Annotated in this window: 15 protein-coding genes; 10 read left to right on the forward strand and 5 right to left on the reverse strand. The window is 62.8% G+C overall.

The window, feature by feature from the left end; translation table 11 throughout:
• Nucleotides 1-88 precede the first annotated feature (88 nt).
• Nucleotides 89-502 carry a hypothetical protein gene (locus ASD52_RS33605; protein ID WP_057226548.1) on the forward strand — a complete coding sequence of 138 codons (414 nt, stop codon included), beginning with the start codon at nt 89-91 and terminating at the stop codon, nt 500-502.
• Nucleotides 503-505: 3 nt separating this feature from the next.
• On the opposite strand, the gene ASD52_RS33610 is transcribed toward ASD52_RS33605, so the two are convergent.
• The gene (locus tag ASD52_RS33610) at nt 506-1,165 is read right to left on the reverse strand and encodes a TlpA disulfide reductase family protein (protein ID WP_025424633.1); all 660 of its coding nucleotides are present in this window, start codon (nt 1,163-1,165) and stop codon (nt 506-508) included.
• Between the two features lie 26 nt (nt 1,166-1,191).
• Between ASD52_RS33610 and argH the strand changes: the two genes are divergently transcribed.
• The 4 genes from argH to ASD52_RS33630 all read left to right on the forward strand — a co-directional run bounded on the left by argH (nt 1,192) and on the right by ASD52_RS33630 (nt 6,997).
• Nucleotides 1,192-2,595: an argininosuccinate lyase gene (gene argH / locus ASD52_RS33615; RefSeq protein ID WP_025424634.1), complete on the forward strand. Its 1,404-nt coding sequence runs from the start codon at nt 1,192-1,194 to the stop codon at nt 2,593-2,595.
• 150 nt (nt 2,596-2,745) lie between these two features.
• The gene (locus ASD52_RS33620; protein WP_038575652.1) at nt 2,746-2,940 is read left to right on the forward strand and encodes a lipoprotein; all 195 of its coding nucleotides are present in this window, start codon (nt 2,746-2,748) and stop codon (nt 2,938-2,940) included.
• 15 nt (nt 2,941-2,955) lie between these two features.
• Complete coding sequence (lysA, locus tag ASD52_RS33625) at nt 2,956-4,224, forward strand: diaminopimelate decarboxylase (RefSeq protein WP_025424636.1); 1,269 nt, start codon at nt 2,956-2,958, stop codon at nt 4,222-4,224.
• A 154-nt stretch (nt 4,225-4,378) separates the two neighbouring features.
• Nucleotides 4,379-6,997, forward strand: a complete 2,619-nt coding sequence (locus ASD52_RS33630; RefSeq protein WP_025424637.1) for a TIGR02302 family protein — start codon at nt 4,379-4,381, stop codon at nt 6,995-6,997.
• Nucleotides 6,998-7,123: 126 nt separating this feature from the next.
• On the opposite strand, the gene ASD52_RS33635 is transcribed toward ASD52_RS33630, so the two are convergent.
• The 3 genes from ASD52_RS33635 to ASD52_RS33645 all read right to left on the reverse strand — a co-directional run bounded on the left by ASD52_RS33635 (nt 7,124) and on the right by ASD52_RS33645 (nt 9,096).
• The gene (locus ASD52_RS33635) at nt 7,124-7,483 is read right to left on the reverse strand and encodes a response regulator (RefSeq protein WP_025424638.1); all 360 of its coding nucleotides are present in this window, start codon (nt 7,481-7,483) and stop codon (nt 7,124-7,126) included.
• 299 nt (nt 7,484-7,782) lie between these two features.
• The gene (gene hpt / locus ASD52_RS33640; RefSeq protein WP_025424639.1) at nt 7,783-8,328 is read right to left on the reverse strand and encodes a hypoxanthine phosphoribosyltransferase; all 546 of its coding nucleotides are present in this window, start codon (nt 8,326-8,328) and stop codon (nt 7,783-7,785) included.
• 63 nt (nt 8,329-8,391) lie between these two features.
• Nucleotides 8,392-9,096, reverse strand: a complete 705-nt coding sequence (locus ASD52_RS33645; RefSeq protein ID WP_225906529.1) for a hypothetical protein — start codon at nt 9,094-9,096, stop codon at nt 8,392-8,394.
• A gap of 257 nt (nt 9,097-9,353) precedes the next feature.
• On the opposite strand from ASD52_RS33645, the gene ftsE reads away from it, so the two are divergent.
• The 4 genes from ftsE to ASD52_RS33665 all read left to right on the forward strand — a co-directional run bounded on the left by ftsE (nt 9,354) and on the right by ASD52_RS33665 (nt 12,744).
• The gene (gene ftsE, locus ASD52_RS33650; protein WP_063934108.1) at nt 9,354-10,013 is read left to right on the forward strand and encodes a cell division ATP-binding protein FtsE; all 660 of its coding nucleotides are present in this window, start codon (nt 9,354-9,356) and stop codon (nt 10,011-10,013) included.
• Nucleotides 10,006-11,034, forward strand: coding sequence for an ABC transporter permease (locus tag ASD52_RS33655; protein ID WP_025424642.1), 1,029 nt, complete (start codon nt 10,006-10,008; stop codon nt 11,032-11,034). Before ftsE ends, ASD52_RS33655 begins: the two co-directional genes overlap by 8 nt.
• 96 nt (nt 11,035-11,130) lie before the next feature.
• On the forward strand, nt 11,131-11,829 hold the full coding sequence (locus ASD52_RS33660; RefSeq protein WP_025424643.1) for a YdcF family protein: 699 nt from the start codon (nt 11,131-11,133) through the stop codon (nt 11,827-11,829).
• Nucleotides 11,830-11,952: 123 nt separating this feature from the next.
• Nucleotides 11,953-12,744 carry a 1-acyl-sn-glycerol-3-phosphate acyltransferase gene (locus tag ASD52_RS33665; RefSeq protein ID WP_057206564.1) on the forward strand — a complete coding sequence of 264 codons (792 nt, stop codon included), beginning with the start codon at nt 11,953-11,955 and terminating at the stop codon, nt 12,742-12,744.
• Nucleotides 12,745-12,764: 20 nt separating this feature from the next.
• Here ASD52_RS33665 and ASD52_RS33670 read toward each other — a convergent pair whose 3' ends face one another.
• Nucleotides 12,765-13,295 (reverse strand): gamma-glutamylcyclotransferase, encoded by a 531-nt coding sequence (locus ASD52_RS33670; protein ID WP_038575656.1) that lies wholly within the window; start codon nt 13,293-13,295, stop codon nt 12,765-12,767.
• Between the two features lie 193 nt (nt 13,296-13,488).
• Here ASD52_RS33670 and ASD52_RS33675 point away from each other — a divergent pair, with 193 nt between their 5' ends.
• The gene (locus ASD52_RS33675; protein ID WP_025424645.1) at nt 13,489-14,502 is read left to right on the forward strand and encodes a DUF2125 domain-containing protein; all 1,014 of its coding nucleotides are present in this window, start codon (nt 13,489-13,491) and stop codon (nt 14,500-14,502) included.
• The last annotated feature ends 59 nt before the right edge of the window (nt 14,503-14,561 follow it).

Below are 14,561 nucleotides of genomic sequence, written 5' to 3' on the forward strand. Positions count from 1 at the left end.
GCCGTGTCGCACAGACGGGCTTGGAACCTGGAACCGATACTTTGAGGATGACGACATGTTTTAACTAACTTGACACAGAGGTTCCCATGTGAGGTTTCACCAGCGCTGCGGCAGCGTTTTCACGGGTCTGTGCGACAACGACATTGCAAGTGCCGTCCGCGACCGGCTGACGACAAACCCGGCTGAGCGGAAACTCCTATACTGGCTGACACTAAATTCCCATATACCTTACGTGCCTAAGCAGGGAGGCAATTTCAAATGCGGCAGTGACGCAGCTGAAATTGCCAATACGAAAGTCTGCGAGCTGACCGAGCTGTGGGCTGACGTTTTTGACGGCGTCGCGTCTATTGCCACAGACCCGAACCTGCCGCCGACCGACATCTTCATCGTTGGTGACCATCCCACGCCGTTGTGGGAACGTGCAGCGGCAGAGCATTTCACCCCCCACAAGGTGCAGTGGCACCTGTTGCGCGACAACCGCACCACAACCCACGGAGAGTGACGCCTACCCGCCCGTGGCCGCTTTGATCAGCGCTTTGGCATCGTCGCTGTCCCAGGCCGCCGGGCCATTCATCGAGCCGATCAGGCATCCCTTGTCGTCGAGCAGCAAGGTTGCCGGCAGGCCGAAGGCAAGGCCTTCCTTCTTCAGATTGTTGAAGACGCCCATTGACGCATCGCGATAGTAGCGCAGGTCGTGCACGGCGGTCTCGTCGAGGAAGGCCTTCGGCTTCTCGTCGTCGCCGACGTCGATGTTGATCGCGACCACCTCGAACTTGTCGCTGCCGAGGGACTTCTGCAGCGCGTTGAGGGCAGGCATTTCCTCGCGGCAGGGGCCACACCAGGTGGCCCAGAGATTGACAAGCATCGTCTTGCCGGCAAAGGCGGCAACCGTCGTCGGCTTGCCGTCCGGGTCGTTGAAATCGAGTGCGATCGGGCGTGGCGAGGCGGCCGGCGACATCGCCGCCACCTGGCCCTTCATGAACGGCGTCAGCGAGGCGACCTTTTCGCCCGTCAACGGGCAGACGGCAGCTGCCGTTTCGGTCGGCTCGGCATTGCCAGACCCCGTCTCCTTCACGTATACCGCAGCCGCACCGATGATCACGCCGAACAAGGCGGCGAGCGCGAACAATTTCACGGCCGGGGGGGATTTCTTCTGGTCCGGCATTTCATTCTCCAAGGCGGGCATTCTTCATGGCTGACGGCAATTCCGAGACAAAAACCTCCAACCAGATGTGGGGCGGTCGCTTCGCCTCGGGTCCGGACGCGATCATGGAGGAGATAAATGCCTCGATCGGCTTCGACAAGAAGCTCTATGCTCAGGACATCCGCGGCTCAATAGCGCATGCGACCATGCTGGCGCATCAAGGCATCATTTCGGCCGAGGACAAAGACAAGATCGTTCACGGTCTCAACACGATCCTGTCAGAGATCGAAAGCGGCCAGTTCGAATTCTCTCGCCGCCTCGAAGACATCCACATGAACATCGAGGCCCGGCTTGCGACCCTGATCGGCCCGGCCGCCGGCCGGCTGCACACGGCCCGCTCGCGTAACGACCAGGTGGCGCTCGATTTCCGTCTGTGGGTCAAGGAAGAGCTGCAGAGGACCGAAAAGGCGCTGACCGGCCTGATCGCCGCCTTCCTCGACCGCGCCGAGGAACATGCCGAGACCGTCATGCCCGGCTTCACCCATCTGCAGACGGCCCAGCCCGTCACCTTCGGCCATCACTGCATGGCCTATGTCGAGATGTTCGGCCGCGACCGCTCGCGCGTGCGCCACGCCATCGAGCACATGGATGAAAGCCCGATCGGCGCGGCCGCCCTTGCCGGCACCGGCTTCCCGATCGATCGGCACATGACCGCGAGCGCACTCGGCTTTGCCGGCCCCACCCGCAATTCGATCGACACAGTTTCGGACCGCGACTTCGCGCTCGAATTCCTGTCGATTGCCGCAATCGCCGCCACGCACATGTCGCGCCTTGCCGAAGAGATCGTCATCTGGTCGACGCCGCAGTTCGGCTTCATTCGTCTGTCCGACGCGTTTTCGACCGGCTCCTCGATCATGCCGCAGAAGAAGAACCCCGATGCCGCCGAGCTGGTGCGCGCCAAGACCGGCCGCATCAACGGCTCGCTGATCGCGCTTCTGACCGTCATGAAGGGCCTGCCGCTCGCCTATTCCAAGGACATGCAGGAAGACAAGGAACAGGTCTTCGACGCGGCCGAGAGCCTCGAACTCGCCGTTGCCGCGATGACCGGCATGGTGCGCGACATGACCATTCGGGCCGACCGGATGAAGGCGGCTGCCGGTTCCGGCTATTCGACAGCGACCGACCTTGCTGACTGGCTGGTACGCGAGGCCGGCCTGCCCTTCCGCGACGCCCACCATGTCACCGGCCGCGCCGTCGCCCTTGCGGAACAGAAGGCCTGCGACCTCGCCGACCTCTCGCTTGAAGACCTGCAGTCGATCCATCCTTCGATCACCGCCAAGGTGTTCGACGTGCTGACCGTCGAGGCCTCGGTCGCCAGTCGCACGTCCTTCGGCGGCACCGCACCGAACGAGGTTCGCAAGCAGATCGCCTGGTGGCGCGCGCGCAACTGATGCTTGTCCCCCGAGACCGCGTTGCGGTTTCGGGGCAACGACGTGCCTGAGCGCAAGGGGCTGAATCCCGTCGCAGAATCAGGGTGCACAAGCGCCGGAAAAATCGATAAGACATCGCACCAGCATCAGTCCCCGCGAAGGAAAATCACGATGACATTCACGAAGGCGGCCCGGTTTGCGCTTCTTCTGGCGATCCCCGGGCTGGTTCTTGTCGGTTGTGGACGCAAGGGCGACCTCGACCGACCCGGCTCGACGGCGCCGATCAACACCCTGGCCCCTGCCGGAACTGTCGAAAAGAAAGAACAGGCTGACGACCGCCCTTTCCTGCTCGATCCCCTCCTCTAAGCCGAGCCACGCCCCGTGAACCATTTCGAATACCGCGACGGAATTCTCTACGCCGAAGACGTGCCGGTGACCGACATCGCCCGCGCCGTCGGAACGCCCTTCTACTGTTACTCGACGGCGACGCTCGAGCGGCACTACAAGGTCTTCTCCAAGGCCTTTGCCGACGTCGATGCGATGGTCTGCTACGCCATGAAGGCCAATTCGAACCAGGCCGTGCTGAAGACGCTTGCGCGCCTTGGCGCCGGCGTCGATGTGGTGTCGGGCGGTGAGTTGCGCCGCGCGCTGGCCGCCGGCATTCCGGCAAGCCGCATCATGTTCTCCGGCGTCGGCAAGACCCCGCAGGAAATGGACCTGGCGCTCGAGGCCGGCATCTACTGCTTCAACGTCGAGTCCGAACCGGAACTCGAGGTCCTGAACCAGCGCGCCGTTCGCGCCGGCAAGCGTGCTCACGTCTCCTTCCGCATCAACCCGGATGTCGACGCGCGCACCCACTCGAAGATCTCGACCGGCAAGAAGGAAAACAAGTTCGGCATTTCGTGGGAGCGTGCCCGCGCCGTCTACGCCCATGCCGCGACACTGCCCGGCATCCAGGTCACCGGCATCGATATGCATATCGGCAGCCAGATCACCGAGCTGCAGCCCTTCGACGACGCTTTCAAGCTGCTGCGCGAACTGGTCGACACGCTACGCAGCGACGGCCACGCGATCGATCACGTCGATATCGGCGGCGGTCTCGGCATTCCCTACAAGGAAGACAACAATCCGCCGCCGCTGCCCGATGCCTATGCCGAAATCGTCAAGAGCCAGCTGCAGTCGCTCGGCTGCAAGATCGTCACCGAGCCGGGCCGGCTGATCGTCGGCAACGCCGGCATCCTCGTGACCGAGGTCATCTACGTCAAGGATGGCGGCGACAAGACCTTCGTCATTGTCGACGGCGCCATGAACGACCTGATCCGCCCGACGCTCTACGAGGCCTATCACGAGATCAGGCCGGTTCGCATTTCAGCCGCCAATGCGCCCCGCATCAAGGCCGACGTCGTCGGCCCGGTGTGCGAGACCGGCGACTATCTGGCGCTTGACCGCGAAATGGCCATGCCGAAGCCGGGCGATCTCTTCGCCATCAGTTCTGCCGGCGCCTATGGCGCTGTCCAGGCGAGCACCTACAACAGCCGGCTGCTGATCCCGGAAGTGCTGGTCAAGGGCGATCGCTTCCACGTGATCCGGCCGCGCCAAAGCTACGATGACCTGATCGGGCTTGATTCGGTTCCGGACTGGCTCGACTGAGCAGTCTTTCGGATCGGACGATGATCTGTGGATCGCCCGCGCGGGCGATCACGATTTTGTTGTCGCCCTCGTCTTCGCCACAAACGATGTTATCCTGATCATTCAATAGGTCGGTCACGAGCGGTCATGAGCGACCGAAAGGGAACTTGGGCGGATGACGCAATTCCGGCAGGATGAAACGCCACAACCGAAGTCGTTTGCCAGAACGCTGGCGCTGAAAAGGTTTGTCGCGCGGGCGGTGTTGATCGCCGAGCAGGTTTTGCCGCGCGCCCTCGTTCCCGCTTCGATCGTGCTCCTGTTTCTGTCGGCCGCCTGGCTCGGCCTCTTCCGCATTGCTCCGCTTTGGCTGCATGCCGCCCTGCTTCTGGGCTTTCTCGTCGCCTTCATCGCCTCCCTCGTTCCGCTGACCCGGTTGAGATTACCTGGGAACGTCGATGCCGATCGGATGCTGGAAGAGCGCAACGCCCTTCCCCACCAGGCGATCCGTGTTCAGGACGACATTCCGGCAACCGGCGGCGCCTTCGGCGAGGCGCTGTGGCGCGAACATCAGACGCGCATGGCGGGGATGATCCGTGCCCTCGACACGGGCCTGCCGCGTCCCGACATTGCCCGCCACGACCCTTTCGCGCTGCGGGCGCTGCCGGTTCTGATCGCCTGCGTCGCTTTCGCCTATTCCTATTCCAACCGGGCGGGGCTTCTCTCGGACGCCTTCCACCTGCCGCAGCCAGCAAGCGAAGTCGCCGACATCCGGGTCGATGCCTGGGTGACACCGCCCGCCTATACCGGGCGTGCGCCCGTCTTCCTCACGGGCCGCCAGGGCGTCGCGTCCCCATCTGACGAAACGGCGGCGATTACCATTCCGCAGTTCAGCGATCTGACCGTGCGCGTCACTGGCGCCGGCACGGAAGAAGCCGTCCGCTATTCGGAACACGGATCGGCCGACGCGATCGTCATCCCGACCGCCGGGGAAAAGCCGGACGAAAAGACTGCGTCAGCGGAACCGGCCGCCCAGAAGGCGCCCGACAATGCCGTGCGCAATCACCTCTACAAGATCGTAAAGGACGGCGAACTCTCCGTCGGTGGCCAGAAGTGGACGTTCAAGATCACCCCCGACAGCGTGCCTCAGATCGCCTTTGACGGCCTGCCAAAGCCCACCCCAAATGCCTCGCTCGACATCGCCTTCCTGGCGAGCGACGACTACGGCATCGCTCAGGCCTGGGCTGAGATCAAGCCTTTGGACGAACAGGCGAAGGACGCACGGCCGCTCTATCCGCTTCCCGAGTATCGTCTCGACCTGCCGCGCCGCAACGCCCGCGAGGCCAAGGGCACGACCAGCCGCAACCTCAGCGAACATCCGCTGGCCGGCAAGCGCGTTCGCGTCACCCTCGTTGCCCGCGATGCCGCCGGTCAGGAGGGGAGAAGCGTGCCGCAGGACATGATCCTTCCGGCGCGGCAATTCTTCAATCCGCTGGCGGGCGCCGTTGCCGAACAGCGACAGGTCTTTGCACTCAACGCCAACGACCTGCCGCGGGCGATCGACCTCAATGACGCGATCGCCAGCTTCGCCGAGGAAACGATCCCCAACCTCACCCATTTCCTGCTCCTGAAATCGGCACGTTCGCGCATGGCGCTGGCGCGCAACGACGACATGCTGCGCGACGCCGCCAAGCATCTCTGGGAAATCGCGCTAGGCATCGAGGATGGCGATCTGTCGCTCGCCGACCGACGTCTGCGCGATGCGCAACAGGCGTTGTCGGATGCGCTTGATCGCAATGCGCCCGACGAGGAAATCGCCAAGCTGATGAAGGAACTGCGCGAGGCCATGCAGGAATATATGCAGGCGCTGGCCAAGGAGGCCGCGAAAAACCCGCGCATGGCCGCCAATCCGGATCAGAACAATGTTCTGCGCCAACAGGATCTGGACAGGATGATGAACCAGATCGAGAACCTGGCGCGATCGGGTGCGCGCGACCAGGCCCGTCAGATGCTGTCGGAGCTTCAGCGTCTGATGAACAACCTGCAGGCCAACCGCGGCCAGCAACAGATGGGCGAACAGAACAACGCCATGCGCGAGCAGATGGACAAGCTCGGCCAGCTGATGCAGGAGCAGCAAAAGCTGATGGACGAGACGTTCAAGCTCGACCAGGCGCAGCGAGACCGCATGCAGCGCGGCGACCCGCTGCAGGGCGAGGACAACGAGCTTTATGGTCAGGACATGCCGCAGGATCCGGGCCAGCGTGGTGACGAGAACGGCCAGCCCAGCCCGCTCGACGACATGACCGCCGAGCAACTGAAGGAAGCGCTGAAGCAGCTGAAGCAGCAGCAGGATGCGTTGGGCAAGCAACTCGGCGAACTGCAGAAGGGTCTGGAGAGCCTTGGCATCAAGCCCGGCAAGGGGTTCGGCGACGCCAAGCGCGAAATGGAAGGCGCCTCCGGCTCCCTTGGCAAGGGCCAGGGCGAACCGGCCGTCGGCAGCCAGGGCCGCGCACTGCAGGCGCTGCGTGACGGCGCCCAGGACATGATGAACCAGATGCAGGCCCAGGGACAAGGACCCGGTCAGGGCGTCCCGCAATACGGCCAGAATGGTCGCGACCCGCTCGGTCGACGCCAGCAGAATGCCGGTCCGGACTTCGGCGACCAGGTGAAAGTTCCCGATGAAATCGACACCCAGCGGGCGCGTGAGATTCTCGACGAAATCCGCCGCCGCCTTGGCAACACGCTGTCGCCCGAGGCCGAGCGCCAGTATCTCGAACGCCTGCTCGACATGCGCTGACCCTCGGCCAAAAGAGCCGGAAACGACGACGGCCCTGGAGCGGAAACGCGCCAGGGCCGTATTCAATTTGTCAGATCGCCAAACAATCAATGCCTCGCCCACGATCGGGCGATGGAGGGGGACCCGTCAGGCAGCGAGCGCCAGGGCCACCGCCTTGCGGATGTCAGGCAGGGAAAAGGGCTTGGAGATGACGTCGACGATCTTGTCGGCGAGATCGTCGGCCCGCTCGCGCTGTTCGGCGTAACCGGTCATCAGCAGGATCTTCATCGCCGGAAAGGCTGCGGACGCCTGATGCGTCAATTCGATGCCGTCCATGACGGGCATGCGGATATCTGACAGCAGCAGATCGAAATTCTCGGTCTGCAGGCAGGCAAGCCCATCTGCGCCGTCTCCAGCCTCCACGGTCTCATGTCCATCGAGCCTCAAGGCCCGGGCGACGAAGGAGCGCAATGCATCCTCGTCCTCGGTAATCAGGATCTTCGCCATCATGGCCTCCCGCGTTCGCTGCAACGGCACGGCTCTCTCGCGAAGAGGCCGGCCCATTCCAATGGATACGGCAACACTCACAAGAATCGTGAGGCAGTCCGCAGCGGCACGTGGCATCCCAGGGGGCGAAACGCGACACGACCCCAAACAACCAGCTTTTTCTTTGTGTTCGGTAAACGCCGGGCGGCTGGATTTCGGAATGCGCGTTTTACAGCGGCCCTGCTTCGAGCGCTGAACGCGGCCTGGAGGTCATTACAGCGCCGCGATCTCAAACGCCGCAGCGCTGCACATTCTCGTCTCTACTCGGCGTCGCCGGTGACGACGCCAACGAAGGGCAGTTCTCGGAACGCGTAAGCCACGTCCATGCCGTAGCCGACGACGAAATGATCAGGGCATTCGAAGCCAACATAGTCGGCCTCGAGCTCGACCTTGCGCTTGACGCGCTTGTCGAGCAGCACCGCAATGGTGACGTTGCGCGCGCCGCGCTCGTACATCAGTTCCTTCGCAAAACGCAGGGTGCGCCCGGATTCCAGGATATCGTCGATCAGGAGCACGTCGCGGCCATGCACGTCGCTATCGATGTCCTTGATGATCTTTACGCCCTGGGAGACCGTGCCGAGCCCGTAGCTCGACAGCGTGATGAACTCGACTTCCGGTGCCAGGCCGGTGTTGTGCATGGCGCGGATCAGGTCCGCGGCAAAGATGAACGAGCCCTTGAGCACCGCGATCACCAGAAGGTCCTTGTGCGGACCCTCGACGATCATGTCGGCAAGCTCGGTGTTGCGTGCGGCGATCGTCTCTGCCGTATAAAGGGGCTCGATATTCTTTCCGCGAACGACGGGCATGCGGTTTCTCCAGCGTTTCATCCGGAAGACAAACGCCTTCCCTTTTGCGCCCGCTTAGCACAATCAGCGCACGGAGACACCGTTTTCGGCGAAGGAAACCTTCACCTCGGGCATTTTTCCACCTGCATATGGGAGCCTGGTCACGAAGCGGCGGCTCTCGCCGGGTGCGATGGCGGCACCCTCCGGCATCAATCGCGTCGCCGTAACCTTGCGGCCATTGCTGACCACATCCACCACGACCAACGGCAGTCGCTGCAGGGCGGAAGAGGAATTGTCGATGGAGCCGTAGACCGAAAGTACCCGCATGCCGCCGGAATAATCGAGCGACGCAGTGACGTCGGTGATCGCCAATGGCTCGCTTTCGACCCCGTCACCGGTCGAAAGGACGATGATAGCCGCAAACGCCGCAAGGGCGAAAGCTGCGACAAGCGCGGCGAACCGGCGTGCCGGCATGGCGCGCAACCAAGTCTCGGCGAGAGACAACAGGCGCCTGAGGGCGGCCTTCTCGTCGCGAACGACCGTCAATGTCGGGCCGTGGCGTCGAGTGTGCCGCCGATTGTCATTGAAAACGGGATAGGGATTGCGGCGGGCCGTCGCCGAAACGGTCTCGAATTCGGCGTCGACATAGTCGACGCGGCGCGGCGCGGGTGCAGCTTCGCGTGGACCGCGGTCCGGTGGCAGCAGATCGGCATAGGCCGCGGCTCCAGCCGATTTCGTGCGGAATGCCTGCATCGCCTTTTCCTCCTGGATCGCGGACGGACCTGCCATCCATGCGAAACCATCGGGCAATGCGCCGATCCCTGGCGGTGCAAGAATCAGGGCATTGCATCAAATCTTTCCGACACGTAAACCGAAATGGTTAATGCTTCGGAAAGAGGCCGTGAAAGCGGCGTCTTTTCATGAAAAATTAACCGCTGCTTAACCATGATTCCGCTGGCGGTTTTGCCTTTCGGCGCTTGGCGTCCTATGCGCAGATAGCCGTCCCCAAGCAGAACCGCACGGGTCGTGAGAGAGATGGGTACCCATTGATTCATTTTGAGAACGTCGGATTGCGTTATGGCATGGGGCCGGAAATTCTCCGGGACCTGACCTTCGACATTCCGCGCCGGTCGTTCCAATTCCTCACCGGCCCCTCCGGCGCCGGCAAGACGACGCTGTTGCGCCTGCTCTTCCTCTCGCTGCAGCCGACGCGCGGTCTGATCCGCATGTTCGACCGCAACATTTCGTCGATCCCGCGCGAAGAGTTCCCCATGCTGCGCCGGCGCGTCGGCATCGTTTTCCAGGACTTCCGCCTGCTCGATCATCTGACCACCTATGAGAACGTTGCGCTTCCGCTGCGCGTGCGCGGCAAGGACGAATCGAGCTACCGCGCCGACGTGCTCGAACTGTTGAAATGGGTTGGGCTTGGCGAGCGCATCAATGTGCTGCCGCCCGTACTTTCCGGCGGCGAGAAGCAACGCGCGGCAATCGCCCGCGCGCTGATTGACCGCCCCGAAATCCTGCTTGCGGACGAGCCGACCGGCAACGTCGACCCGCCGATGGCCCGCCGCTTGCTGAACCTCTTCCTCGAACTCAACCGGCTCGGCACCGCCGTCGTCATTGCCACCCACGATCTGTCGCTGATGGATCAGGTCGAGGCGCGGCGCATGATCCTTTCGCAAGGGCGGCTCGATATCTATGAGTGAGGGCCGCACCAAACGCACCCATGAGGTGCCGGAGCAGCAACCGGAACCGCAGCAGCAGCCGCGCCGCACGGAGATGCGCGTGCGCCCGATGGGGCCGATCGTGCCGTCGACGAACGTGTCCGGTCACGCGCTGATGTGCGTGATCGCGATCATGTCGTTCCTCGCCTGCCTCACGCTCGGCGGTGTCAGCATGGTGCGCGCCACGGCCCAAAGCTGGCAGAGCCAGATTTCCCGCGAGATCACCATCCAGATCAAACCGGACGACGGTCTCGATATGGAAAAGGCGCTTGCCGATGCGCGAGATCTGGCCCTGACCTTCAGCGGAGCGACAGGTGGCAACATCGTCGACCGCGCAGCAACGGCCCGCCTGCTTGAGCCCTGGCTCGGCGAAGGCCTCGATCTCGACGAATTGCCCGTTCCCCGCCTCGTCATCATCACCATCGATGAAAACAATCCGCCCGATTTCGCAGCCATGCGCAAGGCGCTGACCGAGATCATCCCGCAGGCCTTCCTCGACGATCACCGTACCTGGGTCGACCGCCTGGTGGCGATGGCAAACACCACGGCAATGATCGGGACCGGCGTGCTGATCCTCGTTTTCTCGACCATGGTGCTGACCGTCATCTTCGCCACGCGCGGCGCACTGTCCGGAAACCGCCATATCGTCGAAGTGCTGCATTTCGTCGGCGCCGAGGCAGGATTCGTGGCATCGGAGTTCCAGAAGCATTTCCTCAGAATAAGCCTCAAGGGGGCCGGCGCCGGCGGGCTGCTGGCGGCGCTGTTCTTCGCGCTTGCTGGCTACTGGCAATCGCGCACATTGGCGACGCCGGAAACGGACCAGGCCACCGCCCTCTTCGGCACGTTCACCATCGGTTACAGTGGCTATCTCGGTATTCTTGCCATCATGATCGTCATTGCGGTGTTGACGACGCTGACGGCTCGGCTCACGGTAACGCGCACGATCTACGAGATCGACCTGATCCGCTCTGATCCCGGACGTACGGATACCTACCAAAGCTGACGCCCAGATGTTTCACCTTTATTCGATCCATTCCTTGCCGCAATCTGGCGCTATCTGAAGAGAATCATGATGGCGCAAGGACTTCGCGGGAGCGGGATGGCCGGAGGAGGCAAATGGCAAGGCGGGGCCGAGCAGGAACGCCGACCCCGTAGTCCCTTGCGCAAAATTCTCCGCCGGACCTTTTTCATTCTGCTTGTGCCGTTCGCGATCGTGGTCGCGGCCTTCCTCAATTTCGCCGATACCGTCGCGTCCATGCAACCGCCGGAAGACCCGAAGGCGGAAGCGATCGTCGTCTTGACCGGCGGCTTCCAGCGCATCGATCAGGCGGTCGACCTCTTGAAATCCGGGGCCGGCAAAAGGCTGCTGATTTCGGGCGTCCACCCGGCGACCACCGGCAGCCAGATCCGGCGCAACACCCAAAGCTCGGCCGATCTCTTCAAATGCTGCGTCGACATCGGCCACGAGGCGATCGACACGATCGGCAATGCGACCGAGGCGAGCCAATGGATCAGCGATCACGGCTACAAGCGCGTACTTGTTGTGACCAACAACTACCATATGCCGCGAAGCCTGCTCGAGTTGCGTCGCGCCCGCCCGGAGACCGAATTCATCGCCTATCCTGTCGTCAACTCCGACCTCAAGACGACGAACTGGCTGCGCAATCCGATGGTGCTGAAATCGATCCTGCTGGAGTTCGGCAAGTATTCCGTCGCCTCCGTGCGCGATATGGCCGGTGCCCGCCCGGCGAGCGGATTGCGCACCGTTCCCTCGCGTGCGACACCGGCCGAAGAATAATCGCTGCCACCCCTTAATCAGCAAAGTGACGACGGGCGGTTTTCCTTCGGCGTTTATTCGTGTACGCAGCGATCCATCGGCCCACGGGCTGGATATCCCTGAACTCGCCTCGAGAGCCTGCTGATGATCGTCCTGCGTTCGGTCCTTTTCAATCTGGTCTTCTACGTCAATCTGATCCTGCAGATGATTGTCTTCACGCCGGCCTATTTTCTGGTGTCGCGGAAGAAGGCCTGGTTCGTTCCGAAGAACTGGGCGCGCAGCAATCATTGGCTGTTCAAAAAGATTGTCGGCACGACCTTCGAGATCGAGGGCTTGGAGAACATCCCCAAGAGCGGCTACATCTTCGCGCCCAAGCACCAGTCGTTCTGGGATGTCTATGCGCTCCTGCCCTGGCTCAACGATCCCTTCTTCATTCTCAAGCGCGAACTGACCTGGATCCCGCTCTTCGGCTGGTACGTCCGCAAGCAGCGCATGGTGCCGGTGAACCGTGCCGCGCGTGGCCGGGCCATGACCGAAGTCATGGATCGGACCAAGCAGGAAATGGCGTCCGGCCGAGAACTGATCATCTATCCCGAAGGCACCCGCAGGCCGCCCGGCGCACCGCCGCACTATAAATATGGCATCGCCCGACTTTACCGTGACCTCAACGTGCCTGTTGTGCCCGTCGCCATGCATCCAGGCCTGTTCTGGCCGCGCCGCAAGTTTCTGCGTTTCCCCGGCCATTTCAAGGTTCGCGTGCTGCCGCCGATCGAGGCGGGCCTCGATCCGGACGAGTTCCTCGCCAGGCTGATCGAGGTGACCGAGACGGCAAGCGACGAGCTTCTGATCGAGACGGTCAGAAACAACCCGCATCTGCCGCTGCCGCCGACGGCAAAGCAGCGCCTTGCCGAACTGAAGGCGATGGGCCGCGGCTAAACCGAGCCTGATCCCGGACATTATGCGTTAAGGGTCGCCACGACCTCTTCCAGCCAATGGTCGCGAATGCCCATCTCCTTGAGGTGGGCAAGCGTGTTGAACACGTATTCGCTGTTCGGACCCGACTTTCCCGACGAGACGGCGACGATCGCCGCAGCCTCCGGAGCGCTCAGCGCTCCGGCATACTGCACATGGGCGCGGTCGATCACATAGGTCAGCGCCGGAACCCGCCGCCCGTCGGCAAGCTGCACCGGCATCGTCTTTTCCTTGTAGACATGCGTGACAAGCTCGCGTTCCCGCAAATAGTCGATCACCGCCGCCCTCTCGCCGTTGTCGATGCGAAAAGCCGCGCCGATGCACGAGCCGCCATAGTCGAGCCCGAGCACCAGGCCCGGCCGCTGCTGAGTACCGCGATGCACCCAAGAGCGCACGCAAAGCGACCGACGATAGCCAAATGCCCGCGCCGTCGATCTTTCCTCGAACCGGAAGCCCGGGTTCCACATCAGCGACCCGTAGCCAAAGACCCAAAATTCGTCCATATCCACTGTCATTCAATCCGCGCTGTCTGCTCATCGCCGAATCGTCGGCTCATCGGTGGCCAGCCATGTCGGTTTTTCTACGGCACAGCATCTCGGCACGGAAGAGACAAGTCGTTCCCGTGCATAGAATGAAAGATAATAAGCAGGATCGGCGGCGCCACCCGAAAGGCGGCCGCGATCTGAGTTTGGTGGAGTACGCGTTACCATGACCGCAACCGCAGTCGCCAATCCCTCGCCGGTCAGCCGGAAGTTTCGCTGGCTTATCGCCGGCATAGTGATCGTCTGTGCCGCCTATTCGGCCGGCTGGTATGCCGTCGCCGACCAGGTCGAGAAGCGCCTGACGACCCAGCTCGCGGACGGCCGGGCAAACGGGCTCGGCGGCGAGTGCACGAACATGGACGTGCGCGGCTTCCCGTTCCGCATCGGCCTGTTCTGCGACAAGGTCAATCTCGACGACACCCGCCGCGGTGCCTCCGCCTCCTTCGGCGCGCTTCGGACCGCGGCACAAGTCTACCAGCCCAGCCATGCGATCATCGAGCTCGATGGTCCGGCCGAACTGCGCGTTTCGCCCGACCTCAATGTCTCGGCCGACTGGACGCTGCTGCATGCAAGCGTCAGGGCGACCCTTTCCGGGCTCGACCGCAGTTCGCTGACCTATGACAACCTGACCGGCACCGTGCGTCTGCCGCTGACCGGCGACAGCTTCGGCTTCGGCGCCAGCCACGGCGAAATGCACCTGCGTCAGAACGGCAACGATCTCGATGCGGCCTTGAGCGTCGACAAGCTCGATCTTCGTCCTGAGAACGGCGCAAGCTTCGCGCCACCCGCCAATCTTGCCGCCGACCTCACCTTTGTCGACAAGGCGAGCTGGATGGGCTCCGGCATCCCGACGCCGGCGATGCTGCGCGGGAGCAAGGGCGAACTGCGCCAGATGACAGTCGACCTTGGCTCGGGCATGAACGCCAAGCTGTCGGGCCCCTTCTCGGTCAACGACCAGGGGCTGATCTCCGGCGAGTTTTCGCTGACGATGACCAATATCGACGCCTGGCGCACAAACCTGGTCACGCTGATCCCCGACGATGCGAACCTGGTCAACAACACGGCCAACATGCTGAAGGCGCTGGCCAACGGCAAGAACGAGGCGACAGTCAAGCTCAACGTGCGCGACGGCACCGCCTTCCTCGCCTTCATCCCGATCGGCGTGCTGCCGACGCTCTGATCCCGGTGCAGCGAAAAGCCGCTCGCTCTGGCGGCCTTCGCGAGAATACAAAGAGCCCG

This window comes from Ensifer sp. Root142, from assembly GCF_001426785.1.
GTDB classification, from domain to species: domain Bacteria; phylum Pseudomonadota; class Alphaproteobacteria; order Rhizobiales; family Rhizobiaceae; genus Ensifer; species Ensifer canadensis.

Coding starts and splice junctions, on each gene's coding strand:
- ASD52_RS33610 (WP_025424633.1), bottom strand. CDS start 1,165: ATGCCGGACCAGAAGAAATCCCCCCCGGCCGTGAAATTGTTCGCGCTC.
- argH (WP_025424634.1), top strand. CDS start 1,192: ATGGCTGACGGCAATTCCGAGACAAAAACCTCCAACCAGATGTGGGGC.
- ASD52_RS33620 (WP_038575652.1), top strand. CDS start 2,746: ATGACATTCACGAAGGCGGCCCGGTTTGCGCTTCTTCTGGCGATCCCC.
- ASD52_RS33630 (WP_025424637.1), top strand. CDS start 4,379: ATGACGCAATTCCGGCAGGATGAAACGCCACAACCGAAGTCGTTTGCC.
- ASD52_RS33635 (WP_025424638.1), bottom strand. CDS start 7,483: ATGGCGAAGATCCTGATTACCGAGGACGAGGATGCATTGCGCTCCTTC.
- hpt (WP_025424639.1), bottom strand. CDS start 8,328: ATGCCCGTCGTTCGCGGAAAGAATATCGAGCCCCTTTATACGGCAGAG.
- ASD52_RS33645 (WP_225906529.1), bottom strand. CDS start 9,096: ATGGCAGGTCCGTCCGCGATCCAGGAGGAAAAGGCGATGCAGGCATTC.
- ASD52_RS33655 (WP_025424642.1), top strand. CDS start 10,006: ATGAGTGAGGGCCGCACCAAACGCACCCATGAGGTGCCGGAGCAGCAA.
- ASD52_RS33660 (WP_025424643.1), top strand. CDS start 11,131: ATGGCCGGAGGAGGCAAATGGCAAGGCGGGGCCGAGCAGGAACGCCGA.
- ASD52_RS33665 (WP_057206564.1), top strand. CDS start 11,953: ATGATCGTCCTGCGTTCGGTCCTTTTCAATCTGGTCTTCTACGTCAAT.
- ASD52_RS33670 (WP_038575656.1), bottom strand. CDS start 13,295: ATGACAGTGGATATGGACGAATTTTGGGTCTTTGGCTACGGGTCGCTG.
- ASD52_RS33675 (WP_025424645.1), top strand. CDS start 13,489: ATGACCGCAACCGCAGTCGCCAATCCCTCGCCGGTCAGCCGGAAGTTT.